This window comes from Nocardia cyriacigeorgica (genome assembly GCF_010868145.1).
Taxonomy (GTDB): domain Bacteria; phylum Actinomycetota; class Actinomycetes; order Mycobacteriales; family Mycobacteriaceae; genus Nocardia; species Nocardia cyriacigeorgica_D.
Window position 1 is genome coordinate 106,449 of sequence record NZ_JAAGUY010000013.1, and the last position, 26,054, is coordinate 132,502.

Consider the following 26,054-nt stretch of genomic DNA (forward strand, 5'->3'; position numbering starts at 1 on the left):
GACTGTACGGGCGTTACATGACATTCTTCTGTGCGTTGTGCAAAATGCCGCCCAACAAAGGCTACGGACCGAACGAGCGGTATTTTCCGAATATCGGTAAAGAATTCCCTGGCCGAAAATTATCGGTCCCCGTTCGGCTGGGACGGACACGGCCCGACGGTTGGGTTCGACGGCGTGTCACGGTCTCGCTGTCCGAGGTCGACCCGCTCCGCGGCTCGCTCCCCGCGGTGAATTACCGCCGATGGTTGCGGCGGATGTGGTCCGGCCGCGCTCACCGAGCCCGGTGGCGCGAATTAGGGTGAATCACGAGCACGGCACGGCCCTCGGGAATACCGGTCCCGGTCACGGCCGTTCCGCAACCGGAAGACCACACGCGACAGGGAGTCAGGCATGTTCACAGGCATCGTCGAGGAGCTGGGCGAGATCGTCGCCACCGAGCAGCTGGCCGACGCCGCACGGTTGACGATCCGGGGCACACTGGTGACCTCCGATGCCGGCCACGGCGACTCGATTGCCGTCAACGGGGTCTGCCTGACCGTCGTCGATGTGGTCGACGGCAATTCCTTCACCGTCGACGTGATGGCCGAAACCCTGAACCGTTCCAGCATCGGTGGACTCACCTCCGGCGCCAAGGTCAATCTGGAGCGCGCCGCGGCACTCGACAGCCGCCTGGGCGGACACCTGGTGCAGGGGCATGTCGACGGCACCGGCACCGTGCTCTCGCGCACCCCGTCGGAGAACTGGGAGGTCGTTCGGATCTCGCTGCCCGACGCCATCGCCAAGTACGTGGTCGAGAAGGGCTCCATCACCGTCGACGGCATCTCCCTGACCGTCTCCGGGCTCGGCCTGTCCGATGCCCCTGCCACCGACGGCAACAGCGACTGGTTCGAGGTCTCCCTCATTCCGACCACGCTGTCGATGACCAACCTCGGCACCGCCGCCCCCGGCACCGTGGTGAACCTGGAGGTGGACGTCATCGCCAAGTACGTCGAACGCCTCCAGCAGCGCGGCTGACCACACCGTCCACCAGGCGGGCCACTGCCTCCGGAGCGACACTCCCCACCCAGTAGTGTGGGGTGGCACCTTATTCGAGATGGAGCACAACAGACGTGACCAGGTTCGACAGCATCGAGCGCGCAGTCGCCGATATCGCCGCCGGTAAGGCGGTCGTCGTCGTCGACGACGAGGACCGGGAGAACGAGGGCGACCTCATCTTCGCGGCCGAGAAGGCCACCCCGGAGCTGATGGCCTTCATGATCCGCTACACGTCCGGGTATATCTGTGTGCCCCTCACCGGTGAGGACTGCGATCGTCTCGGCCTGCCGCCGATGTACGCGCTCAACCAGGACAAGCACGGCACCGCCTACACGGTGTCGGTCGACGCCAAGGAAGGCGTCAGCACCGGGATCTCCGGCGCGGACCGGGCCACCACCATCCGGCTGCTCGCCGACGCCGACGCCAAGGCCGACGACTTCACCCGCCCCGGTCATGTGGTGCCGCTGCGCGCCAAGGACGGTGGCGTGCTGCGCAGGCCGGGGCACACCGAAGCCGCAGTAGACCTCTCGCGCATGGCCGGGCTGCGTCCGGCCGGCGTGATCTGCGAGATCGTCAGCCAGAAGGACGACGGGCACATGGCCCGCACCGAGGAACTGCGCGTCTTCGCCGACGAGCACGAGCTCGCACTGATCTCCATCGCCGACATGATCGCCTGGCGCCGCAAGCACGAAAAGCATGTGGTGCGGGTGGCCGAGGCGCGTATCCCCACCGTGCACGGCGAGTTCACCGCGGTCGGCTACCAGAGCATCTACGACGAGGTCGAGCATGTGGCGCTGGTGCGCGGCGACATCCTCGACGGTGACGACGTCCTGGTCCGGGTGCATTCGGAATGCCTCACCGGCGATGTGTTCGGCTCGCTGCGCTGCGATTGCGGTCCGCAGCTGGACGCCGCCATGGAGATGGTGGCCGCCGAGGGACGCGGTGTGGTGCTCTATATGCGCGGGCACGAGGGCCGCGGCATCGGGCTGATGCACAAGTTGCAGGCCTACCAGTTGCAGGATTCCGGCCACGACACCGTCGATGCGAACATCGAGCTCGGGTTGCCCGCCGACGCCCGCGACTACGGCACCGGTGCGCAGATCCTGGTCGACCTCGGCATCCGCTCGATGCGGCTGTTGACCAACAACCCGGCCAAGCGCGTCGGACTCGACGGCTACGGGCTGCGGATCACCGAGCGGGTACCCATGCCGGTGCGCGCCAATGCCGAGAACCTGCGGTATCTGCGCACCAAGCGCGACCGCATGGGTCACGACCTGATCGGTCTGGACGACCTGGATCTGGGAGAGACCGCGCAGTGAATCCGGTCGGACGGAAAGGCGAGAACCGATGAGCGGTACCGGCGTACCCACTTTCGCGCTCGAGGATGCCAAGGAGCTCGAGCTCGGTATCGTCGCCTCGCGCTGGCATACCCAGATCTGCGACACCCTGGTCGCCAACGCCGAGCGCGTGGCGAAGGAAGCCGGCGTGCGCAAGGTGACGGTGGTGCGCTGTGCGGGTGCGATGGAGCTGCCGGTCGTCGCGCAGGAACTCGCTCGCACCCACGACGCCGTCGTCGCGCTCGGCGTGGTGATCCGTGGCGACACACCGCATTTCGAATATGTCTGTGACGCGGTCACCGCGGGCCTGACCCGGGTATCGCTCGATGAAGGCACCCCGGTCGCCAATGGTGTGCTCACCACCAACAACGAGAAGCAGGCGCTGGACCGGGCCGGGCTGCCCGGCTCCGCGGAGGACAAGGGCGAGCAGGCCTGTGCCGCCGCCCTCGATGCCGCGTTGACTCTGCGCTCGCTGCGCGGGTCGAACTGACGATGCCCGTCGTCCGCATCTGGCGCAGGAATGCGGGCCCGGCACCGGCCGGGTCGGCCACCGAGCAGCCCGTCTGGGATCTCGAGGTTCGCCCGCGCCGGGCGCGGCGGACCGCGATCGTGGTCGCGGTGATCCTGGTGATCGCGTTCACCGCCGCCGGGATCTTCCTGCGCGTCGGCTCCACCGGCGTGCATTTCCGGGTGCTCGATCAGTTCGCCATGGCCGGGATCGGCGTGCTCGGCGCGTGCGCGGTACTTCTGCTCACGCGCCCACGGGTGCGGGTCGGCCCCAAGGGCGTGGTGGTCCGCAATGTGCTCGGGGACAACGAGTTCCCATGGAAATACGTTCGCGGGGTCTCCTTCCCGGATCGTAAGTCCTGGGCACGTCTGGAACTCGTCGACGACGACTATGTGCCGATGCTGGCCATCCGCTCCAATGACAAGGAATATGCGGCCGCCGCACTCGATCGGTTGCGTGAGCTGGGCGCGAAATACTCCGGTTCCACGGACTGAGCGCTCGGGATCGGCATGCCCGATTCAGCGAGCCGGCCGGAGGACGCGAGTTCCGGGCAGTGGGGACACCGGCGCCGACCGGTGTCCCCGCCCTCGGCGCAACGGCGATCGATCAGCGGGTGTCGCCGAGCACTTCACCTTCGCGGCGTGGGTCTGCGCCGCCGATCCAACCGTCACCGTCGCGGCGAACCACGCTCAATCCACTCGTTTGCGGTGCCACCGACACCTCGTGTCCGAGTTCGCGTAGGCGCACGATCAGCGGGTCATGGGCACCGTCGTCGCTCGCGTCGATCGCTGGATGCTCACCACCCACCCCGGTGACCGGCGTGTTGGCCGCACCGAAGGACACCGCCGATACGGCCTGCTGCGGGTCCAGGCCCCAATCCAGCATGCCGATCAGTGTTTTGACCACGTACTGAATGATCACCGAACCGCCCGGTGACCCCGCGACGTGGGTGAGTTCTCCGCGCGCACCGTCGGCGCCGTCGGAAAACACCAGGGTCGGGCTCATCGAACTGCGCGGTCGCTTACCGGGCTCGACGCGATTGGCCACCGGCAGACCGTCCTCGCCGATCGGTTCGGCGGCGAAGTCGGTCATCTGGTTGTTCAGCACGAACCCATCCGCCATGTGGAACGAGCCGAAGGCCGATTCCACCGTGGTGGTCATGGCGGCGGCATTGCCGTAGGAGTCCACGATCGAGATGTGGCTGGTGCCGTGCTCGGGCGTCTGCGGCCCGACACCGACCGGTACCGGCCCGAAATCACCGGGCTGTGCGGTACCCATACTGCGGCCCGGATTGATCAGGGCGGCGCGGCCCTTCAGGTACTCGGGGTTGACGAGCGTCTCGGGGGAATTGCCCGGCAGTGGCACGAAATCGGTATCGGCGACGTACTTGTTCCGGTCGGCGTAGGCCAGCCGTTCCGCTTCGGAGATCAGATGCACCGCTTCGGCTTTCGGCTTGCCGCCGTTGCGATCGACATTGTCCGGGCCGAGGGCGGCCAGATCGAAGTTGGACAGGATGCCGAGCGTGGCGGCGACGGCGATACCGCCCGAGGACGGCGCAGGCATACCGCAGATTTCGTGCGCGCGGTAGTCGGTGCACAGCGCGGTGCGCTTCTTCGCTTGGTAGTTCGCCAGATCCTCGGTGGTGAGGAGGCTGGGGGTGCGCCCGCCGGAGCCGGAGGTGGCGGCGTCGACGATGTCGCGGGCGATGGCGCCGGTGTAGAAGGCGTCGGCTCCGTCGGTAGCGACGGCGTTCAGCGTCTTCGACATCGCGGGATTGGTGAGGACCATGCCGGCCGGTTTGGGCGAGCCGTCGGGGTTGAGGAAGTACGCCTTGGCGGATTCGTCCACCGCGAGATTCGGTGCGGATTCAGCGATCTGGCCTGCAAGGCGTGGACTGATCTCGAAGCCGCGGTCGGCCAGCGATACCGCCGGGTCGAACAGGTCCGCCCATGGTGTCTTGCCGTGCTCACGGTGGCTGAGTTCGAGCATGCGCAGCACCCCTGGCACCGCGATCGCCCGGCCGCTGGCCCGCGCGTCCGGTTTCGGTGCGGTGCGGTCGGTATCGCTGACCCAGCGCAGATAGTTCTCGGTGGCGGCGGCCGGTGCCGTTTCCCGGCCGTCATAGGCCTCCACGGATTTGCTGGCCGCGTCGTAGTAGACCAAGAACGCGCCACCGCCGATACCGGAGGCCTGCGGTTCGACCAGTCCGAGCACCGTCTGTGCCGTGATCAGCGCATCGGCTGCGGTACCGCCGTCCCGCAGCACTTCGCAGGCCGCCTGGGTTGCGAGCGGATTCGCAGTGGACACCGCAAAGGTCGCGGTGCGCACCGGCGTCATGTCGCTGCGGTATCCGGAGGCGATCTCGGGATTGGTGCTCAAGTTCTGCGTGGTGGGCGCACCGCCCTCGGTGGCGGGTGCGGCCGTGATCACCGTGCCGTTGGGAGCGGTGGTGCAGGCCGCGGTCTCCTCGGCATCGTCCGCGCAGCCGGTGGCCAGCGAAATCACGAGCGCCGCAACCACGGCCGCACCGATCCGAATCTGTCGCATGCGGGTCATGCACGGACTGTATCGCCCGTCATCGGCACCGACCCGGCTTTCGCGGCCGAACGCGGCTTGACCTGAACAAAGGTTCAGCTAGTAGCGTCGCGCAAGGAAAGGAGTCTGCAATGTCGATATTGGTAACGGGCGCAACGGGAAACACCGGGCGGCACGTGGTGGCCGAGCTGTTGCGGAGAGGCAGCGCCGTGCGCGCGCTCACCCGAGATCCGCAGCGTGCGGCGGCTGTGCTGCCTGCGGGCGCGGAGCTGGTGGCCGGTAGCCACACCGAACCGGACACCCTCGCGGCCGCATTGGACGGTGCGACCGGTTTGCACATCACGGTAACCCCCGGGGTGGCGGAGGCCGGTCCGGAGTTGGTTCGCCGCGCGGTGCTCGCGGGAGTCGAACGCCTCACTATTCTCTGGGGTGGGCATGTCGGCCCCGCCGAAACCGCCGTCGCGGAATCGGGTGTGAGCTGGACTCGGCTCGAACCCCAGGAGTTCATGTCCAACACCCTCACCTGGGTCGAGTCGATCCGCACCGAGGGCGTGGTGCGTGAGCCGTTCGACTTCCCGAGCGCCGTGGTGCACGAAGCCGACCTCGGCGCGGTGGCCGCCGTGGCCCTCACTGAGGACGGACACGCGGGCCGGGCCTACAACCTCTCGGGATCGGAGGCGCTGACCCCGAGACAACGGGTCGCGATGCTGTCCGAGGCCATCGGCCGCGACCTCACCTTCGCGCAGATGACCAGGCAGCAGGCCATCGACCGGTTGCTCGCCACCGGGGTATCCCTCGCCGACGCCGAATACGTCATCGGCTGGTACGCCGATCCGCCGGAATCGGCCCGGACTCCGGACGGGACACTCGAACAGGTGCTCGGCCGCCCGGCCAGGACCTTCGCCGAATGGCTCACCGAGCACAAGGACCGGTTCTGAAACGCTGATGGTCCTTTCTCCGGGCCTCCGGGCCCGGAGAAAGCGGCCCGTTCACGGCACCGATCTGGCTACCATCGGGACAACCCGGAGGCCAGCCGGGTTCGAATGCCGCGCGTCCCGCTGGTCCAGTGCTGAGCCGGTGGATGCGGCGGCCGAGATGTGTCGGTAGGCGATATCGAGTACGGCCGCGGTGACAGTACGGTCCCGGATCTCCGGTGGACTCGGTGACGAATCGCCAAGCTGCCCCGGAGGAACGAGATGTCGCAGGTCGAAGTATCCGAAGACGGTCCGGCCGCGGAGGGCCCCCGTCCGGATATCGCGCTGTCATGGCAGCGGTCGCGAATGTGCGGGGTAGATCCCGGCGCCGACGTCGACAACGATCCGCAGCCGGATCTCGACAGCGCCGACCGGCTGCTGCACGCCGCGCAGCCGATTCTCACGGAACTGGCCGCGCAGCTGTCCGGGACCGGGCTGGCGGCGTTGCTCGCCGATGGTGACGGCCGGATCGTCTCGCGCACCTCCGACGGCGACCTGACCCGCTGGATCGAGCGGGCCGGTGTGGTGGTGGGGACGCGGCTCGGCGAGGACCAGGCAGGTACGAACGCCCTCGGCACTCCCTTGGAACTGAAACGGCCCATCGTCATCAACGGGACCGAGCACTACCTCGAACGGTTCAAGGACATGAGCTGTTACGGGCAGCCCATCATCCACCCGGCGACTCGCCGGGTCGAGGGCGTGCTCGATCTGACCACTCGTGGCGGCCATGCGAACCCGCTGTTCGCACCACTGGTGGCGCGGGCGGTCGCCGATATCGAAACGCGGCTGCTGGCAGGGCGCCACGCCGCCCAGCAGCGGCTGGTGGATGCGTTCCAGCGGGTGCCGGCCCAGCGCAATCTGGCGGTGGCTGTGATCGGTGGTGAGCTCGTGCTGGCCAACCCCGCCGCGATGAGTCTGTTCGATCAGGCCGACCATCAGATGCTGCGGGACTTGGCCCTCGATCTTCGACCCGGTGGGACACGCCGGATCGCACTGGAATTGTCCTCGGGAGAGCGCGCGTTGGTCGAAGCCGACGGCATCCCCGGCACCGACGGCGGCGCGTTGTTCGTCGTGCGAACCGGGCGGTCGCCGCGGATCGCACGGACCCGCGGGCGCAGCGAATCCGCTGGTGACCGGCTACAACGGCGACTGCGCGCCATCGCGGCGGCCGAGGGTTCCGTGCTCATCGCCGGAGAGCCGGGCACCGGTCGCAGAACCGCCGTCGCCGATCTGGTCGACACCGCGGACGCCCGCTCCATCGATGCCGCCACCATCGCGTTGTGCGGCTGGGGCCCGTGGTTGGGTGAGCTCACCGCGCAGCTGGCAGCCGATCCGGATTTCCTGGTGCTGGAGAACGCCGATCACCTACCTACAGAGATGGTCGGCATGCTCGGCGAGCTACTCGCGACAACCCGGACCGCACGCCTGGTGGTGACCTCCGGTCCATTCGGCGCGCTCGTGCCCGAGCTGTCGGGGTGGTTGGCGCGGTGCGCGCATCGGGTAGAGCTGGTGCCGCTACGGGATCGGCGCGGTGAGCTTCCGGAACTCACCGAGCGCATACTCACCACCCTGCGTCCGGGGCTACGTATCACCGTGTCGGCGCTGGGTGCGCTGCGCGTTGCGGAATGGCCGGGCAACATGGCGGAACTACGCGCGGTGCTGTCCGCTGCAGCGCGCAACTGCCGCGACGAGCGCATCGATATCGCGGATCTGCCGGAATCCTACCGCTTTTCGTCGCGGTTGGCCCGATTGTCCGAACGTGACCTCGCCGAACGGCGCGTCATCATGGCCGCGCTTGCCGACTGTGGCGGTAACAAGGTGCACGCGGCGCGGCAGCTCGGTATGAGCCGGACCACGCTCTACGCGCGGATGCGGACCCTGCACATCGGTTCGTAGCGGTGTTCAGACTTTGAACAGTTAGCCCGGGCCGTTCCATCGGAATATGGCGTGTGTCACAGCACGATTCCTTTGGAGGTTCGATGACGACGGTGTCGGAATTCCCGATCCGGACGCAGGTCCGTGATTTTCTCGATCGGCCCAAGCGGCTGCTCATCGGTGGTGACTGGGTGGAGGCGGCATCCGGGCGCACCTTCACCACCGAGGATCCGGCGACCGGCGCGCCCCTCGCCGAGGTCGCCCGTGGCGGCGCCGAGGATGTCGATCGCGCGGTGCGGGCGGCACGGCAGGCATTCGACGACGGGCCCTGGCCGTGGATGAAGCCGAACGAGCGTGAACGCCTGCTCTGGCGGGTCGGCGACATCCTGTCCGACCGCGCCGCCGAATTCGGTGAGCTGGAGGCCCTGGACAACGGCAAATCGGCGAGCATTGCCACCGCGGTGGACACCGCGTGGGCCGCCGATGTGTTCCGTTACTACGCCGGATGGGCCACCAAGATCGAAGGCTCCACGGTCAACGTCTCCATGCCGTTCGCGCCGGGCGCCCAGTTTCACGCCTACACACTGCGCGAACCGGTCGGTGTCTGTGGGCTGATCGTGCCGTGGAACTTCCCGTTGCTCATGGCGGCATGGAAGCTGGCTCCGGCACTGGCGGCGGGAAACACGGTGATACTCAAGCCCGCCGAACAGACCCCGCTGACCGCGCTGCTGCTGGGTGAGGTGTTCCAGGAGGCCGGTTTCCCGCCCGGCGTGGTGAATATCGTGACCGGCTTCGGGGACGCGGGCGCAGCGCTGTCGGCTCACGACGGGGTCGACAAGATCGCCTTCACCGGGTCGACCGAGGTCGGCAAGCTGGTGGTCGACGCCGCCAAGGGCAACTTGAAGAAGGTATCGCTGGAGCTGGGCGGCAAAAGCCCGAATGTCGTGTTCGCCGACGCCGATTTCGACTCCGCGGTGGCCGGATCTGTGAATGCGTGGCTGTTCAACCACGGCCAATGCTGTGTGGCGGGCACCCGGCTGTTCGTGGAGGACAAGATCTTCGACGAATTCACCAGGGCGGTCGCCGATGTGGCGGCGGCGGTGAAGATCGGCCCGGGTCTGGATCCGGCCACCGAACTCGGTCCGCTCGTATCGAAGGAACAGTTCGACCGGGTCACCGGCTATCTACAGGCCGGGCTGGCCGACGGTGCCCGCGCCCTCACCGGCGGCAACCGGCACGGTGACACGGGCTATTTCGTGGAGCCGACAGTGTTCGTCGATGTCCGCCCGGATTTCAGCATTGTGCGCGAGGAGATTTTCGGTCCGGTCGTCGCGGCTCTGCCGTTCAACGCGGACGACGGTATCGGCGCTGCCGTGGCGGCCGCCAACGACTCCCCGTACGGTCTCGCCGCCGGCGTGTGGACCCGCGATATCGCCAAAGCTCACCGCACGGCGCGTCAGCTGAAAGCCGGGTCGGTGTGGGTGAACCAATACAACGGGTTCGACACCGCCATGCCGTTCGGCGGATACAAGCAGTCCGGTTGGGGCCGTGAACTCGGCGCCGCTGCCATGGACCTCTACCTGCAGACCAAGTCCGTCAACGTCGCCCTCTGAGCGACCGTCTTTATTTGGGAGTCTGACGTGAAAACCACCGCAGCCGTTCTTCTCGACGCGAGCAAGCCCTTCGAGCTCATGGAACTCGATCTCGACGGGCCGGGCCCGGGCGAAGTACTGATCCGCTACACCGCCGCCGGACTGTGCCATTCCGATCTGCATCTGACCGACGGTGATCTTCCGCCGCGCTATCCGATCGTCGGTGGGCACGAAGGCGCCGGCGTCATCGAGGACATCGGTCCTGGCGTCACCAAGGTCAAGCCCGGCGATCATGTGGTGTGCAGCTTCATCCCGAACTGCGGGCACTGCCGCTACTGTTCCACCGGCAGGCAGAATCTCTGCGATATGGGTGCCACCATCCTGGACGGATGCATGCCCGACGGCACCTACCGATTCCACGGCAACGGAATGGATTTCGGCGCCATGTGCATGCTGGGCACCTTCGCCGAGCGGGCCACCATCTCCGAACACTCGGTCGTCAAGGTCGACGAATGGCTTCCGTTGGAGACCGCGGTCCTGGTCGGCTGCGGTGTGCCCTCGGGCTGGGGCAGCGCGACCTACGCCGGCAATGTGCGCGTCGGTGACATCACCGTCGTCTACGGGATCGGCGGGCTCGGCATCAATGCCGTCCAGGGCGCGGTACACAGTGGCGCGAAGTACGTTGTGGTGATCGACCCGGTGTCCTTCAAACGAGAGACCGCACTGAAGATGGGCGCCACGCACGCCTTCGCCTCCGCCGACGAGGCTGCGGCGAAGGTGGCCGAACTGTCCTGGGGCCAGGGCGCCGATCAGGCCATCATCACCGTCGGCACCGTCACCGAGGACGTGGTATCGGCCGCATTCGATATCGTCGGCAAGGGCGGCACGGTGGTGATCACCGGCCTCGCCGACCCGGCCAAGGCCACCGTCCATGTGTCGGGCGCGATGCTGACGCTCAACGAGAAGACGATCAAGGGAACCCTGTTCGGCTCGGCGAATCCGCAGTACGACATCGTGCGGCTGCTGCGCCTCTACGACGCGGGCCAGTTGAATCTCGATGATCTGGTCACTACGAAGTACCGGCTCGAGGACATCAACCAGGGCTATCAGGATCTGCGCGACGGGAAGAACATCCGCGGCGTGGTCATCCACGACGGCACCGACTGACCAGCGGATTCGCACGGCCGGGTGCCCGCAGGGCATCCGGCCGTCTGTCGTTGCGGTCGGTTGTCATGCCTGTGGGAGCAGGCACCGAGCGGCCGGATCGGTTCCGGACTCACACCGGGTGCCACGGACCCGCTCCCGCGGGCGGATTGTCGGAGGCCGTCGATAGGCTGGGTGGGTGCCAGATCCCGCGACGTACCGGCCGAAGCCGGGCACGATTCCCGTCGAACCCGGTGTGTACAAGTTCCGGGATTCCCATCGTCGCGTCATCTATGTCGGCAAGGCCAAGAGCCTGCGTTCCCGATTGAACTCCTACTTCGCCGATGTCGCCTCGCTACACCCACGCACCCGCCAGATGGTGACCACCGCGGCAAGTGTCGAGTGGACGGTGGTGTCCACCGAGGTCGAGGCGCTGCAGCTGGAATACAACTGGATCAAGGAATTCGATCCGCGATTCAACGTCCGCTACCGCGACGACAAGTCGTACCCGGTCCTGGCTGTCACTCTGAACGAGGAGTATCCGCGGCTGTTCGTCTACCGCGGGGCGCGCAAGAAGGGGGTGCGCTACTTCGGCCCCTACGCCCACGCCTGGGCGATCCGGGAGACCCTCGATCTGCTGCTGCGGGTGTTCCCGGCGCGCACCTGCTCGAACGGAGTGTTCAAGCGGCACAGTCAGATCGGACGTCCCTGCCTGCTCGGTTATATCGACAAATGCTCGGCGCCGTGCATCGGCCGGGTCGACGCCGAGGAACACCGGCGCATCGTCGACGACTTCTGCGACTTCCTCGCCGGGCGCACCGATCGCATGGTCCGTGAACTGGAACGGCGCATGCACGACGCGGCCTCGGACCTCGACTTCGAGACCGCCGCCCGCCTGCGCGACGATGTGCAGGCGCTGCGCCGGGCACTGGAGAAGCAGGCCGTGGTGCTCGGCACCGGCACCGACGCCGATGTGATCGCCTTCGCCACCGACGAGCTCGAGGTGGCGGTACAGATCTTCCACGTGCGTGATGGCAGGGTGCGCGGCCAACGCGGCTGGGTGGTCGACAAGTCCGGCGACGCCGTCGACGTCCCCGAGGCGGGCGGCGAGATGGGCGCGCTGGTCGAGCAGTTCCTCACCCAGTTCTACGGTGAACAGGCCGCTGTCGCCGCACAGGGCGCCGAGGAGCAGTCGGCCACCGTGGTGCCGCGTGAAGTGCTGGTCCCCGACCTTCCCGCCGATGTGGACCAGGTGCAGCAGTGGTTGTCGCAGTTGCGCGGTTCGGCGGTGCAGGTGCGGGTGCCGCGCCGCGGCGACAAGAAGGCGCTGGCCGAGACCGTGCAGCGCAACGCCAAGGAGGCGCTGGCTCAGCACAAGCTGCGCCGGGCAGGCGATCTGACCTCCAGATCGGCCGCGCTCCAGGACATCCAGGACGCTCTCGACCTCGATACCGCCCCGCTGCGCATCGAATGTGTCGATATCAGCCATGTCCAGGGCACCGATGTGGTCGGGTCGCTGGTGGTGTTCGAGGACGGTCTGCCGCGCAAATCGGAGTACCGGCACTACACCATCAAGGAAGCCGCCGGCGACGGCCGATCCGATGACGTCGGCAGTATCGCCGAGGTCACCAGGCGCAGGTTCGGTCGGCTGCGCCGGGAGCGTGACGCCGCCGAACGCGTCGAGCTCGACACTCCCATCGCATCCGAGGCATCCGCTGAGCCACCCGAGGGCGACGAGGAGCACACCACGCTGCCCGGGATCGATCCCAAGACCGGCAAGCCGCGCAAGTTCGCCTACCCGCCCAACCTCTACGTCGTCGACGGCGGCGCACCCCAGGTTGCGGCGGCCGCCGAGGTGCTCGACGAACTCGGTATCACCGATGTCGCGGTGATCGGCCTGGCCAAACGCCTCGAGGAGGTGTGGGTGCCCAACGATCCGGACCCGGTGATCATGCCGCGCACCAGTGAGGCGCTGTACCTGCTGCAACGGGTACGTGACGAGGCCCACCGGTTCGCCATCACCTTCCACCGCAGCAAACGCTCCCGCCGGATGACGGCGTCCGCGCTGGATTCGGTGCGCGGGTTGGGTGCGGCACGGCGAACCGCGCTGGTCACGCACTTCGGATCGGTCGCCAAACTGAAGGAGGCAACGGTCGAGGAGATCACCGAGGTACCCGGCATCGGTGTGGCGACGGCACAGGCGGTGCTGGCCGCGTTGCGCGGAGATTAGCCGAGTTCGCGTACGTTGTGTATGCGCCGGATACCGAATCCGGTGCGCGATGATCGAGAGGCACCCAAGACAACAGATCCGGTGGTACATGACACGCGTCGAATCGAACAGCAGCGGCCGTGCCCCCGGGCCCGCCGCAGCGCGCGGCGGGCCCGCCGGTGCGCAGGTAGAGGTCGTCCTGGTGACCGGCCTGTCCGGAGCGGGCCGCGGCACCGCGGCGAAGGTGCTCGAGGACCTCGGCTGGTATGTCACCGACAACCTGCCGCCCGAACTGATCGGGCGCATGGTCGAGCTCGGTGCCGCCGCGGAGCCGCCGATCCGGCGGCTGGCCCTGGTCATGGATGTGCGCAGCCGTTTCTTCACCGGCGATCTGTCGGTGGTCACCGAGCAGCTTCGTGAGCGTGGCGTGCGGACGAGGGTGCTGTTCCTGGAGGCTTCCGACGATGTGCTCATCCGCCGGTTCGGGTTCGCCCGGCGCCGACACCCGTTGCAGAGCGAGAGCGCCGACGGCACCTTGTCCGCGGGTATCGCCGCCGAACGGATTCGCCTGTCCGCGGTGAAGGCTGCCGCCGATCTGGTCATCGACACCACCGAGCTGTCCATTCATCAGCTGCACCGCAAGCTGGAGGAAGCCTACGGTGGCGGTGCCTCTGCCGCGCTGCAGCTGACGGTGCAGTCGTTCGGTTTCAAGTACGGAGTACCGCTGGACGCGGACATGGTGTTGGATGTGCGTTTTCTGCCCAATCCACATTGGATACCGGAACTGCGGGAACATTCTGGCCAGGAGTCGGTGGTCAGCGAGTACGTGCTGTCGCGCCACGGTGCGGACGACTATCTGCGTACCTGCCACCACCTGCTCGACCTGGTCACGAACGGTTACCGCCAAGAGGGGAAGCGATACATGACGGTGGCAGTGGGGTGCACCGGCGGCAGGCACCGCAGCGTGGCGATCGCCGAAGCGCTTGGCGAAACGATGCGGACCGACTCCGACGGTGCCGTGGATGTGGTGCGGGTGGTCCATCGGGATCTGGGGCGCGAATGACGGGCTGGGACACCAACCCCGCCATCGTCGCGCTCGGTGGCGGGCACGGTTTGTACGCGACGCTGACGGCGGTGCGGCGGCTGACCACGCGAATCAGCGCGGTGGTCACCGTCGCCGACGACGGTGGGTCCTCCGGCAGATTGCGCGCCGAGCTGGGTGTTCCGCCGCCCGGTGATCTGCGTATGGCGCTGGCAGCGTTGGCCGCCGACGGCGAGGGTGTGTGGACGCGCACGGTGCAACACCGATTCGGTGGCACCGGCGCACTGGCCGGGCATTCGGTCGGCAACCTGATCCTGGCCGGGCTCACCGAAGTCCTCGGTGACCCGGTGGCAGCCCTTGACCAGGTGGCGGCGCTGCTCGGCGTCACGGGGCGGGTGCTGCCCATGTCGCCGATCGCGCTCGACATCGAAGCCGACGTGTCCGGCCTGGAGGCCGACCCGCGCGTCAGCCGGTGCATTCGCGGCCAGGTGGCGGTGGCGACGACGCCGGGCAAGGTGCGTCGGGTGCGGTTGATCCCCTCGGATCCGCCCGCGAGCCCGGAGGCCACCTCAGCGGTCGAACACGCCGATGTGGTGGTGCTCGGCCCCGGTTCCTGGTTCACCAGCGTGATCCCGCACGTGCTCGTCCCCGAACTGCGCGACGCGCTGGTCTACACCAGGGCGCGCAAAGTGCTCGTGCTGAATCTGGCCGCCGAGCCGGGCGAGACGGCAGGATTCTCCGCCGAACGCCATTTGCATGTATTGTCCCAGCACGCACCGGATTTCGCAGTCGATGATGTCCTGGTCGATTCCGGATGCGTGCCCGAGGGCAGGGAGCGCGAACATGTGGCAAGAGCGGCCGAACAGTTGCGAGCGCGGGTAGTCTTTTCCGATGTCGCCGACGCGGGAACGGACCGGCACCATCCCGGAAAGCTTGCCGCCGCACTGGATCGACTGATCCGGGAACCTCGGCCGCAAATGTCAGGGCTTCGAGTCGAGGGACGGCACATGGGTCAGGATGTGCGGTCCGGGTTGGGTGGAAAGGAGCGCGTCTCGTGGCGATGACAGCCGAAGTGAAGGACGAGCTGAGCAGGCTCGCGGTGTCCCAGGTGAGTTCGCGCAAGGCGGAACTGTCCGCCCTGCTGCGCTTCGCCGGTGGACTGCACATCGTCGGCGGGCGAGTGATCGTCGAAGCCGAGGTGGACATGGGCTCCATCGCGCGCAGGCTACGGCGGGAAATCTTCGAGCTCTACGGATACGGCTCCGACGTGCATGTACTCGGTGCCGGCGGGCTCCGCAAGACTTCGCGCTATGTGGTGCGAGTGTCGAAGGAGGGCGAAGCGCTGGCCCGTCAGACCGGTCTGCTCGATGTGCGCGGCCGTCCGGTACGCGGGCTGCCGGCCCAGGTGGTCGGTGGCAGTGTCGGCGATGCCGAAGCCGCTTGGCGCGGTGCGTTTCTCGCGCACGGCTCGCTCACCGAACCGGGTCGTTCCTCGGCGCTCGAGGTGAGTTGCCCCGGCCCAGAGGCGGCGCTGGCGCTGGTGGGCGCGGCTCGGCGGCTCGGCATCTCGGCCAAGGCGCGCGAGGTCCGCGGCACCGACCGCGTGGTGGTGCGTGACGGCGAGGCCATCGGTGCCCTGCTCACCAGGATGGGCGCACAGGACACCAGGCTCACCTGGGAAGAGCGCCGGATGCGCAGGGAGGTCCGCGCCACCGCGAACCGGCTGGCCAACTTCGACGACGCCAACCTGCGTCGCTCGGCCCGTGCCGCCGTCGCCGCCGCTGCCCGCGTGGAGCGTGCGTTGGACATACTGGCCGACGATGTGCCCGACCATTTGGCCGCCGCGGGCAAGTTGCGCGTGCAGCACCGGCAGGCCTCGCTCGAGGAACTCGGTCAGCTGGCCGATCCGCCGATGACCAAAGACGCTGTGGCCGGCCGTATCCGGCGGCTGCTATCGATGGCAGATCGCCGGGCCAAGGAATTGGGTGTGCCCGATACCGAGTCGGCGGTCACCGCGGAACTGCTCGACGAGGCCTGAGCCGTCGGGCCGGTCGATTCGACCGGCCCGGTTCAGTCGGCGTGCGTGGTCGGTGACGGCTGCCAGGCGTGTGCCGGGCCGTTTGCGCGCTGGTTCGGTGGGCGTCCCTGCCGGAGCCTCCGGGCGGGGCGAACCGGGATGTTCGGCCACTGCGGGGTCGATGCGTGAGGGGGTGCACGCTCGGCGAACCGGTGTATACCGGCCGGTAACCAGGGTGGATGCCGACTTTCCGGTGCTGCTGTTGGCAACAAAGATACGCACCACCACCGGGCTTCAAATCGTGAGGTGCGTGTCTGTGAGGTTACGGCCGGGCACTACTGTAGGTGGCGACGGAATGAATCCGCTTGAAAGCTGAGGAGCGATAACGTGACTGTCCGGGTAGGCATCAACGGCTTCGGTCGTATCGGCCGTAACTTCTTCAGGGCGGTCGAGGCGCAGAAGGCGCTCGGCACCACCGACATCGAGATCGTCGCGGTCAACGACCTCACCGACATCAACACCCTGGCGACGCTGCTGAAGTACGACTCGATCCTGGGTCGTCTGCCCCAGGACGTGTCCGTCGACGGCGACACCATTGTCGTCGGTGACCAGCGGATCAAGGCGCTGGCCATCAAGGAGGGCCCGTCGGCCCTGCCGTGGGGCGACCTCGGCGTGGACATCGTCGTCGAGTCCACCGGCATCTTCACCGACTCGGCCAAGGCCAAGGGCCACCTGGCCGCGGGTGCCAAGAAGGTCATCATCTCCGCGCCGGCCTCCGGCGAGGACATCACCATCGTGATGGGCGTCAACGACGACAAGTACGACGGCAGCCAGAACATCATCTCCAACGCCTCGTGCACCACGAACTGCCTCGGCCCGCTGGCCAAGGTGCTCAACGACGAGTTCGGCATCGTCCAGGGCCTGATGACCACGATCCACGCGTACACCCAGGACCAGAACCTGCAGGACGCGCCCCACAAGGATCTGCGTCGCGCCCGCGCCGCCGCCCTCAACATCGTGCCCACCGGCACCGGTGCGGCCAAGGCCATCGGCCTGGTGCTGCCCGAGCTGCAGGGCAAGCTCGACGGCTACGCGCTGCGTGTGCCGGTCCCGACCGGCTCGGTCACCGACCTGACCGCGACCCTGGCCAAGCCCGCCTCCATCGAGGAGATCAACGCGGCGTTCAAGGCTGCCGCGGAGGGCCCGCTGAAGGGCATCCTGAAGTACAACGTGGACCCGATCGTGTCCAGCGACATCGTCACCGATCCGCATTCGTCGATCTATGACGCGCCGCTGACCAAGGTCATCGACAACCAGGTGAAGGTCGTGTCCTGGTACGACAACGAGTGGGGCTACTCCAACCGCCTCGCGGACCTCATCGGCGTCGTCGGCAAGTCGCTCTGACGCAGATGGCTGTCAAGACACTCGCAGACCTGCTGAGCGAGGGTGTCGAAGGTCGGGGCGTGCTGGTGCGCTCCGACCTGAACGTTCCCCTCGACGACAACGGTGAGATCACCGACGCCGGCCGCATCCTGGCCTCGGTGCCCACCATCAAGGCGCTGGTCGAGGCCGGCGCCAAGGTGGTCGTGACCGCCCATCTGGGCCGGCCCAAGGGCGAACCGGATCCGGCACTGTCGCTGGCGCCGGTCGCCGCGCGCCTGGCCGACGAGCTGGGCCGCAACGTCCAGCTCGCCGGTGATGTGGTGGGTCAGGACGCGCTCGCGCGTTCGGAGGGCCTCACCGACGGCGATGTGCTCATGCTGGAGAACATCCGCTTCGATCCGCGTGAGACCAGCAAGGACGACGCGCAGCGCGCCAAGCTGGCCGCGGCGCTGGTGGAGCTGGTCGGCGATGACGGCGCGTTCGTCTCCGACGGCTTCGGTGTGGTGCACCGCAAGCAGGCGTCGGTGTACGACGTGGCGAAGCAGCTGCCGCATTACGCGGGAACGCTGGTCGCCGCCGAGGTCGATGTGCTGGCCAAGCTGACCGAGAACCCCGAGCGTCCGTACGCGGTCGTGCTCGGTGGTTCGAAGGTCTCGGACAAGCTCGCGGTGATCGAGGCGCTGGCCCCCAAGGTCGACACTCTCGTCATCGGCGGTGGCATGTGCTTCACCTTCCTTGCCGCACAGGGGCTTCCGGTGGGTTCCTCGCTGCTGCAGGAGGAGATGATCGACACCTGCAAGCAGCTGTTGGAGCGTTTCGCCGACGTCATCCACCTGCCTCGTGACATCGTGGCGGCGGACAAGTTCGCCGCTGACGCCGATTCGAAGGTCGTTCCGTCCAACGAGATTCCGGACGGCTGGATGGGTCTGGATATCGGCCCGGAGTCGGTGGACCGGTTCGCGGCGCTGCTGACCGAGGCGAAGACGGTGTTCTGGAACGGCCCGATGGGCGTGTTCGAGTTCGACAACTTCGCCGCGGGTACCCGTGGTGTCGCCGAGGCGATCGTGACCGCGACCGGCAAGGGCGCGTTCACTGTCGTCGGTGGTGGTGACTCGGCCGCGGCCGTGCGCACGCTCGGGCTGCCGGAGGACGGTTTCTCGCACATCTCGACCGGTGGCGGTGCGTCGCTGGAGTACCTCGAGGGCAAGGAACTCCCCGGTATCAGTGTGCTGGAGGAGGACGCGTAATGGCTCGTACGCCGCTCATCGCGGGCAACTGGAAGATGAACCTCAATCACCTCGAGGCCATCGCTCTGGTGCAGAAGATCGCCTTCGCCCTGCCGGACAAGTACTTCGACAAGGTCGATGTCACCGTCGTCCCGCCGTTCACCGATATCCGCAGCGTGCAGACCCTCATCGAGGGTGACAAGCTGCGGATCACCTTCGGCGCGCAGGACGTGTCCGTGCACGACGAGGGCGCCTACACCGGCGAGATCAGCGCGTCCATGCTGGCCAAGCTCGGCTGCAGCTTCGTGGTCGTCGGGCACTCCGAGCGCAGGCAGTACCACAACGAGGACGACGCCATCGTGCTAGCCAAGGCCAAGCAGGCGCTGAAGCACGGGATCACTCCGATCGTGTGCATCGGCGAGGGTCTCAACGTCCGCGAGGCGAAGACCCACGTCGAGTACAACCTCGAGCAGCTGCGTGGTTCGCTCAAAGGCCTGACGGCCGAGGAGATCTCGAAGATCGTCATCGCCTATGAGCCGGTCTGGGCCATCGGCACCGGTAAGGTCGCCACTCCCGCCGATGCGCAGGAAGTGTGCGGTGCCATCCGCGGCGAGCTGGCGGAGCTGGCCTCACCCGAGGTGGCGGCGTCGGTGCGGGTGCTCTACGGCGGTTCGGTGAACGCCAAGAACGTCGGAGAACTGGTCTCCCAGACCGATATCGACGGCGCTCTGGTCGGCGGAGCCTCCCTCAAGGGTGACGAGTTCGCCACCCTGTCGGCCATCGCCGCAGGCGGCCCGCTGCCCTGATCGGGTAACGACTCGAGGCCCACCGGGATTCCGATCCCGGTGGGCCTCAGTCATCCACATCACCACCTGGCTCACCACACGGCATCGACTGCCTGCGCCCCAGTGACCAGCTGACTACTGTCCGGTGGGCGTTACTGCGCCCGCAGCATCAGCCCGTGGCCGTTGGGGTTGCGCAGGGTGAGTTCGTCGGCGTCGACGGTGGCCTGGGCGGTGCCGTCGAGGGCGGTCAGGACAGCCTGTTCGACTTCCATGGTCTCGGGATCGCACATCATCTTGGTGGTGGCGACGGCGAATGTGATGTCGGCGCCTTCGGGGGTTTCGGTGATCGCCGCCTGGCCGGTCATGCGGTTGCAGCCGGCGAAGCCGGTGAGGGTGCCGTCCTCGGCGATGGTGAAACTGGGCTGGAGTTCGTCGATCTTCTGCGAGTGGATCTGGGCGTCGGGGGTGAGCAGTGCGTTGACGACCCAGGGGGTGCCGCGCAGCGGGCGGTCGGGCATGAGGACCCTCTTGTCCATCATCACCACCGTGGTGTTGTTGCCCTCCAGGGTGAGCCGAGAGTCATCCAGGCGCCAGGTGGGGGAGGCGTTGAGCAGATCGCTGAGCCATTGATCGGCGTCCATCTTGTCGCCGGGACATGCCATGAGGGTGCTGGCCAGACCGGACACCTTCATGGTGTTGCCGTCGAGCACGACAGCGCCGTTATGGGTATTGCAGCCCGCGGATGCGGAGAGGCGGTCGTCGGCGAAGGCGAGCGTCAGCGGGCCGCCTCCGGGGATGGGAGTGCCCTCGACCTCGGTGGAGATGTAGGTGTGGCCCATCGGCGTCGGCGGGGGATCGGCCGGTTCGGCGTCGTCGTCGTTCGCACAGGCCGTGGCGGCCGCGAGGGTGAGCAGCAGCGCCGCTCCGAACCGGATCAGGTTTGCCGACATGTTGCGATCCTACCGGCGGGCGGCCCGCCGGCTCAGGATTCGCCGACCGTCGGGTGCCGTCGGCGTCGCCGACTCACACACCGGGCGGCGCTGCCAACTGCACGCCGACAACACCGAAAACCAGGTGACGCCTGCGAATATCGGCCGTACCGTATGTCTTCTGTCCGATGACGGGATCAGGGGAGGAAGCCGGTGGGTGCGGATTCGACGGTTGCATCGACGCTCGAAACGGATGCTCGCTGATGAGATTGTGGACCTTGCAGTCCCCGGAAGTCGTTGCGGCCGTGCGTGACAACGGCGTCTACCGCGCCGAGTGGGACCGTGCGATCGTGAACTGGCGTCCGGCCTACCGTGCCATGGTCGCCGAAATGGAGCGCCGGGGCATCGCCTGCCACGAAGCCGCACCGGTGTGGTGCTGGCCCGGCCGCGCGTGGCGGCGCGGGCCGACTCGGGACACCGCGAACAGCTTGCTCGGCCTCGACCAATGGGCACACGGCGTGCACCTGATGAAGCTCGACGTCCCCGCAGCGGTCACCATGGCCACCTCCTACGCCCGATGGAACGACTATCTCGGTGTGACGATGGAACTGCTCCGCTCGGCCGGGCGCAAGGACGGCCCCGCCTTCTCCGCCGACCAGGCGCCGATGGACTGGAGCCCCACCCTCGCCTCCGAGTGGGACAACATTCAGATCGTGATCCCCGAATTGCGCCGCGAGTGGATAGTCCGCACCCGCTACTACGCACCCGATGCCGAGACCGCCGCCCGAATAGCGGCCGACCCGGATCTCACGCCGACGCCTGCCGTGGCGCGCTGACGCATCTGTGTCGTGGCCGAACCCGTGCCTGCACGGGAGGGGCCAGCTGAGGGCGAACCGCGATGTCGGACCACCCGGCACGGTGATCGCCGAGATGCCGTCGGGGCCGCGACTAGGCTGTGCCGAGTGACCACCGCCGCACCGAAACCGCCCTCGACCTGGGCGCCGCTGCGCAATCGGGTGTATCGGGCGTTGTGGATCGCGCAGTTGGTATCGAATCTGGGCACCTGGATGCAAACGGTGGGTGCGCAGTGGATTCTGGTCGATCAGCCCAATGCGGCGGCGCTGGTGGCGTTCGTGCAGACGGCGACCACATTGCCGGTGATGCTGCTGTCGATTCCGTCCGGGGTGATCGCGGATCTGGTGGATCGGCGCAGGCTGCTGCTCGGTGCGCAGACCACCATGGCGTTACTGGCGGCCACCCTCGCGGTGACGACGGCGACCGGGCACACCACTCCCGCGGTCCTGCTGACGTTGCTGTTCCTGCTCGGCTGCGGTCAAGCTTTGACGGCTCCGGCCTGGCAGGCGATCCAGCCCGAACTGGTACCGCGCGAACAGATTCCGTCGGTCGCCGCGCTCGGCAGTATGAGCATGAACATCGGGCGCGCGGTGGGTCCCGCCATCGCGGGTGTACTGGTGTCGCTGTCCGGGCCGACGCTGGTGTTCACCCTGAACGCGTTGTCGTTCGGCGCCATCGTCGCCGCGCTCATCCTGTGGCGCAGGCCCTCCACCGAGCGGTCGCTGCCCAGTGAACGTCCGCTGGCCGCATTGCAGGCGGGTACGCGGTTCATCCGAGCCGCACCGGCGATTCGGCGCGTGCTGTTGCGTTCGATCCTGTTCATCGCGCCGGGTAGTGCGCTGTGGGCGCTGCTGCCGGTCGTCGCGCGTGACGGTCTACATCTCGGCTCTTCCGGATACGGCCTGATGCTCGGCGCGCTCGGTGCCGGCGCCGTCCTCGGTGCGCTGGCGTTGTCCCGGGTGCGTGCGCTGCTCACCCCGACCCGGCAGTTGGGGATCGCCGCGGTGTTGTTCGGGGTGGCGACCGTCGGCGCGGCCCTGCTGAACGCGGTGGTGCCGGTCCTGCTGCTTCTGGTGTGTGCGGGCTTCGCCTGGCTGCTCGCCTTGTCCACCTTGAACGCGACGATGCAGTTACTACTGCCCGGTTGGGTTCGGGCGCGTGGGCTGTCGGTGTACATGCTGGTGTTCATGGGCGGACAGGCCATCGGCTCGCTGGTGTGGGGCCTGGTGGCGGGCGCGTTCGGGGTGGTGGCGGCGCTGTTGGCCGCGGCCGTGTTGCTCGGCTGCTGTGCGCTGAGCACCCTGTGGCTGCCGATCCGCCATGACGCCGACGCGCTCGATCTCACCCCCGCGGCGTTCTGGCCGGAACCGCAGCTGGTGGAGGAACCGTCGCCGGCGGACGGACCGGTCATGGTGCTGCGCCCCTACGACGTGCCGCCGGAGCACGTCGAGGATTTCTTGGCGGCGATGGTGTTCGTCGGCAGGTCCAGGCAGCGCACCGGCGCGATGGAGTGGCGGCTCTATCGTGATGTCGGCGTCGTCGACCGGTATGTGGAGGCGTTCGTGGTGCGGTCCTGGTCAGAACATATGCAACAGCATCAGGTGCGGTTGACCGCGCAGGATCAGCTCAGGGAAAGCGCCGTGGCCAGGTTCGCCAGCGGCGACGAGACCACGATCACGCACCTGGTCGCGGTGCCCCCGCGCTGACCTGATTCGTTCCAGTCCACTCCATCCGCATAGACTGTCGGCCATGCGGATGTTCCTGGATATCCTCCTGATCATCACCAGCGTGCTGCTGGTGCTGCTGGTGCTGCTGCACCGCGCCAAGGGTGGAGGTCTGTCCAGCCTGTTCGGTGGCGGTGTGCAGTCCAGCCTGTCCGGCTCGACCGTCGTGGAGAAGAACCTCACCCGCGTCACCATCTTCGCCGGCCTCATCTGGCTGATCGCCATCCTCGGCATCGGCCTGGAGATCAAGTTCTCCTGATCGCCTCGGGGCGGGCGGCGCGAATGAGCCGTGATCACTCGGCGCGCGGCACCCGCCCGTCGATGTCGGTGAACCCGTACTCGTCGGCGAGGTCGGCGACGCGGAAGGCGCGGCCGGTGCGCCGTTTCCGGTCGGGATCGGCCGCCAGTGCCGCCACAGCGCGGCCCGGGAAGCGTGGCGTCTCGGCCGCATTGAGATCGAAAGTGCCTTCGCCGGGCAGCGTGACCTGTCGTTTGCCCTCGGCGTCGGCGGGAATCATCTGCAGCAGCTCGGTATCCACGATTCCGGGCCACAGCGACACCACGGTCACACCGGAATCGGTGAGTTCATGCGCCATATCGGCGGTGAGCCGGTCCAGGGCGTTCTTGGCGACGCCATAGACGGCATTGTGCATATAGCGTTCGGCGCCGGGGGAGGAGATATTGACGATCAGCCCGCCCGATTCCCGCAGCAGCGGCGCGGCGAACACGCTGGCGGCGTAGTGCGAGCGGACGCCAACGTCGAAGGTCTCGTCCCATGCGGACGGGGGTACCTCCCAGAACGATTTACCCAGCCAGCGGGCGGCGGCTGGGGAGTTGTAGACGTTGTTCACCAGCACATCGAGCCTGCCCTGCTCGGTGCGCACCATATCGAACAGGCGCGCGACGGCGTCGTCATCGCGGTGATCGCAGATATAGGGGATACCGGTGCCGCCGAGCTCGTCGATCTGGGCCGCAGTGTCGTGCACGGTGCCGGGGAGCCTGCCCGCCGTGATCGACCGTCCGGTGACGTAGACCGTCGCTCCGGCGGCACCCAGTTCGAGGGCGATGCCTTTACCGATGCCGCGGCTGGCCCCGGTGACTACCGCGACTCGGCCGTCTAGTTCTGCAGGTATTCCGCTCACGGTTTCGGGACATTACCGTGAAACTGAAACGCGTTCTAGGGTTCGGGAGGTTGTCGTGGATGTAGCGCATCGGTTCGTAACGACCAAGGGCGTGCGGCTGCACGTGGCGGAGCAGGGCGAGGGCTATCCGGTGGTGTTCTGCCACGGATTCCCGCACACCTGGTACGTCTGGCACCGGCAGATGGAGGCGGTGGCGAAGGCAGGCTTCCATGCTCTCGCGCCGGATATGCGCGGATACGGCCGCACCGACATCCCCGACGAAGCCGACGCCTACACCAACGAGGCCGTCATCGGTGATCTGCTCGCGCTGCTCGACGATATCGGCGCGGAGCAGGCCGTGTTCGTTGGCCTGGATTTCGGTGCCGCCCTGCTGTGGGAGCTGGCATTGCGGGCGCCGGAGCGGGTGCGCGGCCTGGTGGTGCTGAACAATCCGTTCACCCCGCGCGCACCGCGTGTGCCATCGAGCTACTGGTCGCGGATGGCCGAGAAGCATTTCCTGCACTTGGAGTACTTCCGGGAACCGGGTATCGCCGATGCCGCGCTGGCCGCGCAACCGCGCGAATTCCTGGCCCGGGTGTACTACGCCCTCAGCGGCGACTACCACTACCTCGACACCTGGCGGAATCCTCCGGGCATCAGCTACCTCGAGGCGCTACCGCCCGCGCCCGCGCTGCCGTGGAGCTGGCTCTCGACCGACGAATTCGACACCCTCGCCGCGGAATTCGAACGCACCGGCTTCACCGGCGGACTGAGCTGGTACCGCGCCATCGACCGCAACTGGGAGCTGACCGCCGATTTTTCGGGCGCGTCGGTCACTGTCCCGGTGTATTTCGTCTACGGGGAGAACGATCCCGATATGGAGGGTTTCAGCGGGCGCGACCCGCTCGACACCATGCGCGCGTATGTGCCAGACCTCCGAGTCGTCGAAAAGGTAGACGGCGCAGGTCATCTCGTCCAGTTGGAGCGCGCCGATGCGGTGAACAACTTCCTGCTCAGCAGTCTGGGTGAGCTCGGGGTCGCCGGTGCGTTCGCCGAGAATCGGACAGATTCGGCGTAGTTGATCAATGGGCAGGTCGGTGTCGGTTGGGCAGCGGTTCCGGCGACCTGCCCTGCTCGCCTAGTCGATCGGCTTCGCTGTTCGATCGTCGAATGCCTGGGCGACGGCGAGACTGTCCTCATAGACGTGGTGGCGGGTGATGAGGCCATCGTCGACGGTGACGTGCATGGCGAAACGCGAACGATAGGCACGCCCGGTCGGCCGAGCGGTTTGGCGGATCTCCCCGAGGATGACCGCATCGGCGCCGTCCACCAGGATGCGTTCGATCACTGTGCCGACCTCTTCGGGCACGTGGTACCGGGTGAGTTCGCGGTAGTGCTCGGCAGCGTCGGCGCGGGTGGCGCGGTGCCGAATCCAGGGAGTTGCGGCGCGACCATGCTCACTGTCGGGCCAATTCAGCTTCCAATCGCTTTCCGGGGCATACAGCGCGGCGATTGCGTCCGCGTCACCGCCGCCGATTCGACGGAGCAGCTCATCGACGATGAGGCGGGTGGTGCTGGTGGTGGTGTCGTTCACGCCGATGACTATGCCTGAGCGTGTGATCGGCGTCGACTACTTGTGGCGCGGCGACGGAGCCCGTCGGGGTGTGCGCACTGGCCATCGGCGAGGCGCAAGCGCACGGTATGTGCCGACCACCCGTCGGAGCCGTCGCTGGTCGGCACACGGCCGCTATTGCCCCGTCGAGT

At 67.4% G+C, this 26,054-nt stretch carries 23 protein-coding genes; 19 read left to right on the forward strand and 4 right to left on the reverse strand.

Features of this window, described 5'->3' with window-relative positions; all coding sequences use genetic code 11:
* The first annotated feature begins 390 nt into the window (after positions 1-390).
* The 4 genes from GV792_RS16990 (at position 391) to GV792_RS17005 (ending at position 3,374) form a co-directional block, all read left to right on the forward strand.
* Positions 391-1,014, forward strand: a complete 624-nt coding sequence (locus GV792_RS16990; protein ID WP_163825095.1) for a riboflavin synthase — start codon at positions 391-393, stop codon at positions 1,012-1,014.
* Positions 1,015-1,109: 95 nt separating this feature from the next.
* Positions 1,110-2,354 (forward strand): bifunctional 3,4-dihydroxy-2-butanone-4-phosphate synthase/GTP cyclohydrolase II, encoded by a 1,245-nt coding sequence (locus GV792_RS16995; protein WP_163825096.1) that lies wholly within the window; start codon positions 1,110-1,112, stop codon positions 2,352-2,354.
* Between the two features lie 28 nt (positions 2,355-2,382).
* Positions 2,383-2,862 (forward strand): 6,7-dimethyl-8-ribityllumazine synthase, encoded by a 480-nt coding sequence (gene ribH / locus GV792_RS17000; protein WP_163825097.1) that lies wholly within the window; start codon positions 2,383-2,385, stop codon positions 2,860-2,862.
* 2 nt (positions 2,863-2,864) lie between these two features.
* On the forward strand, positions 2,865-3,374 hold the full coding sequence (locus GV792_RS17005; protein WP_175583010.1) for a PH domain-containing protein: 510 nt from the start codon (positions 2,865-2,867) through the stop codon (positions 3,372-3,374).
* 112 nt (positions 3,375-3,486) lie between these two features.
* Here GV792_RS17005 and ggt read toward each other — a convergent pair whose 3' ends face one another.
* Positions 3,487-5,436 carry a gamma-glutamyltransferase gene (gene ggt / locus GV792_RS17010; protein WP_163825098.1) on the reverse strand — a complete coding sequence of 650 codons (1,950 nt, stop codon included), beginning with the start codon at positions 5,434-5,436 and terminating at the stop codon, positions 3,487-3,489.
* A gap of 110 nt (positions 5,437-5,546) precedes the next feature.
* Between ggt and GV792_RS17015 the strand changes: the two genes are divergently transcribed.
* From GV792_RS17015 to tpiA, 11 genes are all read left to right on the forward strand, one after another.
* Positions 5,547-6,353 carry an NmrA family NAD(P)-binding protein gene (locus tag GV792_RS17015; RefSeq protein ID WP_163825099.1) on the forward strand — a complete coding sequence of 269 codons (807 nt, stop codon included), beginning with the start codon at positions 5,547-5,549 and terminating at the stop codon, positions 6,351-6,353.
* 258 nt (positions 6,354-6,611) lie between these two features.
* Positions 6,612-8,285, forward strand: a complete 1,674-nt coding sequence (locus GV792_RS17020; RefSeq protein ID WP_163825100.1) for a sigma-54-dependent Fis family transcriptional regulator — start codon at positions 6,612-6,614, stop codon at positions 8,283-8,285.
* A gap of 83 nt (positions 8,286-8,368) precedes the next feature.
* The gene (locus GV792_RS17025) at positions 8,369-9,877 is read left to right on the forward strand and encodes an aldehyde dehydrogenase family protein (RefSeq protein ID WP_163825101.1); all 1,509 of its coding nucleotides are present in this window, start codon (positions 8,369-8,371) and stop codon (positions 9,875-9,877) included.
* A 27-nt stretch (positions 9,878-9,904) separates the two neighbouring features.
* Complete coding sequence (locus GV792_RS17030) at positions 9,905-11,023, forward strand: NDMA-dependent alcohol dehydrogenase (protein ID WP_163825102.1); 1,119 nt, start codon at positions 9,905-9,907, stop codon at positions 11,021-11,023.
* Positions 11,024-11,198: 175 nt separating this feature from the next.
* Entirely contained in the window at positions 11,199-13,229 is a 2,031-nt protein-coding gene (uvrC, locus tag GV792_RS17035; RefSeq protein WP_163825103.1) for an excinuclease ABC subunit UvrC, read from the forward strand.
* A gap of 88 nt (positions 13,230-13,317) precedes the next feature.
* Complete coding sequence (gene rapZ, locus GV792_RS17040; protein ID WP_163825104.1) at positions 13,318-14,271, forward strand: RNase adapter RapZ; 954 nt, start codon at positions 13,318-13,320, stop codon at positions 14,269-14,271.
* Positions 14,268-15,314 carry a gluconeogenesis factor YvcK family protein gene (locus GV792_RS17045; protein WP_163825105.1) on the forward strand — a complete coding sequence of 349 codons (1,047 nt, stop codon included), beginning with the start codon at positions 14,268-14,270 and terminating at the stop codon, positions 15,312-15,314. The genes rapZ and GV792_RS17045 overlap by 4 nt, the downstream gene beginning before the upstream one ends.
* Positions 15,305-16,288 (forward strand): DNA-binding protein WhiA, encoded by a 984-nt coding sequence (gene whiA, locus GV792_RS17050; protein WP_163825106.1) that lies wholly within the window; start codon positions 15,305-15,307, stop codon positions 16,286-16,288. The genes GV792_RS17045 and whiA overlap by 10 nt, the downstream gene beginning before the upstream one ends.
* Positions 16,289-16,654: 366 nt before the next feature.
* Entirely contained in the window at positions 16,655-17,671 is a 1,017-nt protein-coding gene (gene gap, locus GV792_RS17055; protein ID WP_163825107.1) for a type I glyceraldehyde-3-phosphate dehydrogenase, read from the forward strand.
* A 5-nt stretch (positions 17,672-17,676) separates the two neighbouring features.
* The gene (locus tag GV792_RS17060) at positions 17,677-18,897 is read left to right on the forward strand and encodes a phosphoglycerate kinase (RefSeq protein WP_163825108.1); all 1,221 of its coding nucleotides are present in this window, start codon (positions 17,677-17,679) and stop codon (positions 18,895-18,897) included.
* A complete protein-coding gene (tpiA, locus tag GV792_RS17065; RefSeq protein WP_163825109.1) occupies positions 18,897-19,682 on the forward strand; it encodes a triose-phosphate isomerase in 786 nt (261 codons plus the stop codon). The genes GV792_RS17060 and tpiA overlap by 1 nt, the downstream gene beginning before the upstream one ends.
* Positions 19,683-19,813: 131 nt before the next feature.
* On the opposite strand, the gene GV792_RS17070 is transcribed toward tpiA, so the two are convergent.
* On the reverse strand, positions 19,814-20,611 hold the full coding sequence (locus tag GV792_RS17070) for an META domain-containing protein (RefSeq protein ID WP_163825110.1): 798 nt from the start codon (positions 20,609-20,611) through the stop codon (positions 19,814-19,816).
* 242 nt (positions 20,612-20,853) lie between these two features.
* Between GV792_RS17070 and GV792_RS17075 the strand changes: the two genes are divergently transcribed.
* The 3 genes from GV792_RS17075 (at position 20,854) to secG (ending at position 23,428) form a co-directional block, all read left to right on the forward strand.
* Positions 20,854-21,426 (forward strand): hypothetical protein, encoded by a 573-nt coding sequence (locus tag GV792_RS17075; protein WP_163825111.1) that lies wholly within the window; start codon positions 20,854-20,856, stop codon positions 21,424-21,426.
* A 126-nt stretch (positions 21,427-21,552) separates the two neighbouring features.
* Complete coding sequence (locus GV792_RS17080) at positions 21,553-23,151, forward strand: MFS transporter (protein ID WP_163825112.1); 1,599 nt, start codon at positions 21,553-21,555, stop codon at positions 23,149-23,151.
* A gap of 43 nt (positions 23,152-23,194) precedes the next feature.
* A complete protein-coding gene (gene secG / locus GV792_RS17085) occupies positions 23,195-23,428 on the forward strand; it encodes a preprotein translocase subunit SecG (RefSeq protein ID WP_163825113.1) in 234 nt (77 codons plus the stop codon).
* A 34-nt stretch (positions 23,429-23,462) separates the two neighbouring features.
* Here secG and GV792_RS17090 read toward each other — a convergent pair whose 3' ends face one another.
* A complete protein-coding gene (locus GV792_RS17090) occupies positions 23,463-24,311 on the reverse strand; it encodes an SDR family NAD(P)-dependent oxidoreductase (protein ID WP_163825114.1) in 849 nt (282 codons plus the stop codon).
* 55 nt (positions 24,312-24,366) lie between these two features.
* Here GV792_RS17090 and GV792_RS17095 point away from each other — a divergent pair, with 55 nt between their 5' ends.
* Positions 24,367-25,368: an alpha/beta fold hydrolase gene (locus GV792_RS17095; protein ID WP_309138526.1), complete on the forward strand. Its 1,002-nt coding sequence runs from the start codon at positions 24,367-24,369 to the stop codon at positions 25,366-25,368.
* A gap of 60 nt (positions 25,369-25,428) precedes the next feature.
* Here the strand turns inward: GV792_RS17095 and GV792_RS17100 are convergent, their stop codons facing one another.
* On the reverse strand, positions 25,429-25,884 hold the full coding sequence (locus GV792_RS17100) for a nuclear transport factor 2 family protein (RefSeq protein WP_163825116.1): 456 nt from the start codon (positions 25,882-25,884) through the stop codon (positions 25,429-25,431).
* Positions 25,885-26,054 lie beyond the last annotated feature (170 nt).

Bases quoted from the DNA above. Each gene is read 5' to 3' on its own strand.
- rapZ (WP_163825104.1), top strand. From the start codon at position 13,318: ATGACACGCGTCGAATCGAACAGCAGCGGCCGTGCCCCCGGGCCCGCC.
- GV792_RS17075 (WP_163825111.1), top strand. From the start codon at position 20,854: ATGAGATTGTGGACCTTGCAGTCCCCGGAAGTCGTTGCGGCCGTGCGT.
- GV792_RS17020 (WP_163825100.1), top strand. From the start codon at position 6,612: ATGTCGCAGGTCGAAGTATCCGAAGACGGTCCGGCCGCGGAGGGCCCC.
- ggt (WP_163825098.1), bottom strand. From the start codon at position 5,436: ATGACCCGCATGCGACAGATTCGGATCGGTGCGGCCGTGGTTGCGGCG.
- GV792_RS17045 (WP_163825105.1), top strand. From the start codon at position 14,268: ATGACGGGCTGGGACACCAACCCCGCCATCGTCGCGCTCGGTGGCGGG.
- secG (WP_163825113.1), top strand. From the start codon at position 23,195: ATGCGGATGTTCCTGGATATCCTCCTGATCATCACCAGCGTGCTGCTG.
- GV792_RS17070 (WP_163825110.1), bottom strand. From the start codon at position 20,611: ATGTCGGCAAACCTGATCCGGTTCGGAGCGGCGCTGCTGCTCACCCTC.
- tpiA (WP_163825109.1), top strand. From the start codon at position 18,897: ATGGCTCGTACGCCGCTCATCGCGGGCAACTGGAAGATGAACCTCAAT.
- GV792_RS17015 (WP_163825099.1), top strand. From the start codon at position 5,547: ATGTCGATATTGGTAACGGGCGCAACGGGAAACACCGGGCGGCACGTG.
- GV792_RS16990 (WP_163825095.1), top strand. From the start codon at position 391: ATGTTCACAGGCATCGTCGAGGAGCTGGGCGAGATCGTCGCCACCGAG.
- ribH (WP_163825097.1), top strand. From the start codon at position 2,383: ATGAGCGGTACCGGCGTACCCACTTTCGCGCTCGAGGATGCCAAGGAG.
- GV792_RS17025 (WP_163825101.1), top strand. From the start codon at position 8,369: ATGACGACGGTGTCGGAATTCCCGATCCGGACGCAGGTCCGTGATTTT.
- GV792_RS17005 (WP_175583010.1), top strand. From the start codon at position 2,865: ATGCCCGTCGTCCGCATCTGGCGCAGGAATGCGGGCCCGGCACCGGCC.
- GV792_RS17060 (WP_163825108.1), top strand. From the start codon at position 17,677: ATGGCTGTCAAGACACTCGCAGACCTGCTGAGCGAGGGTGTCGAAGGT.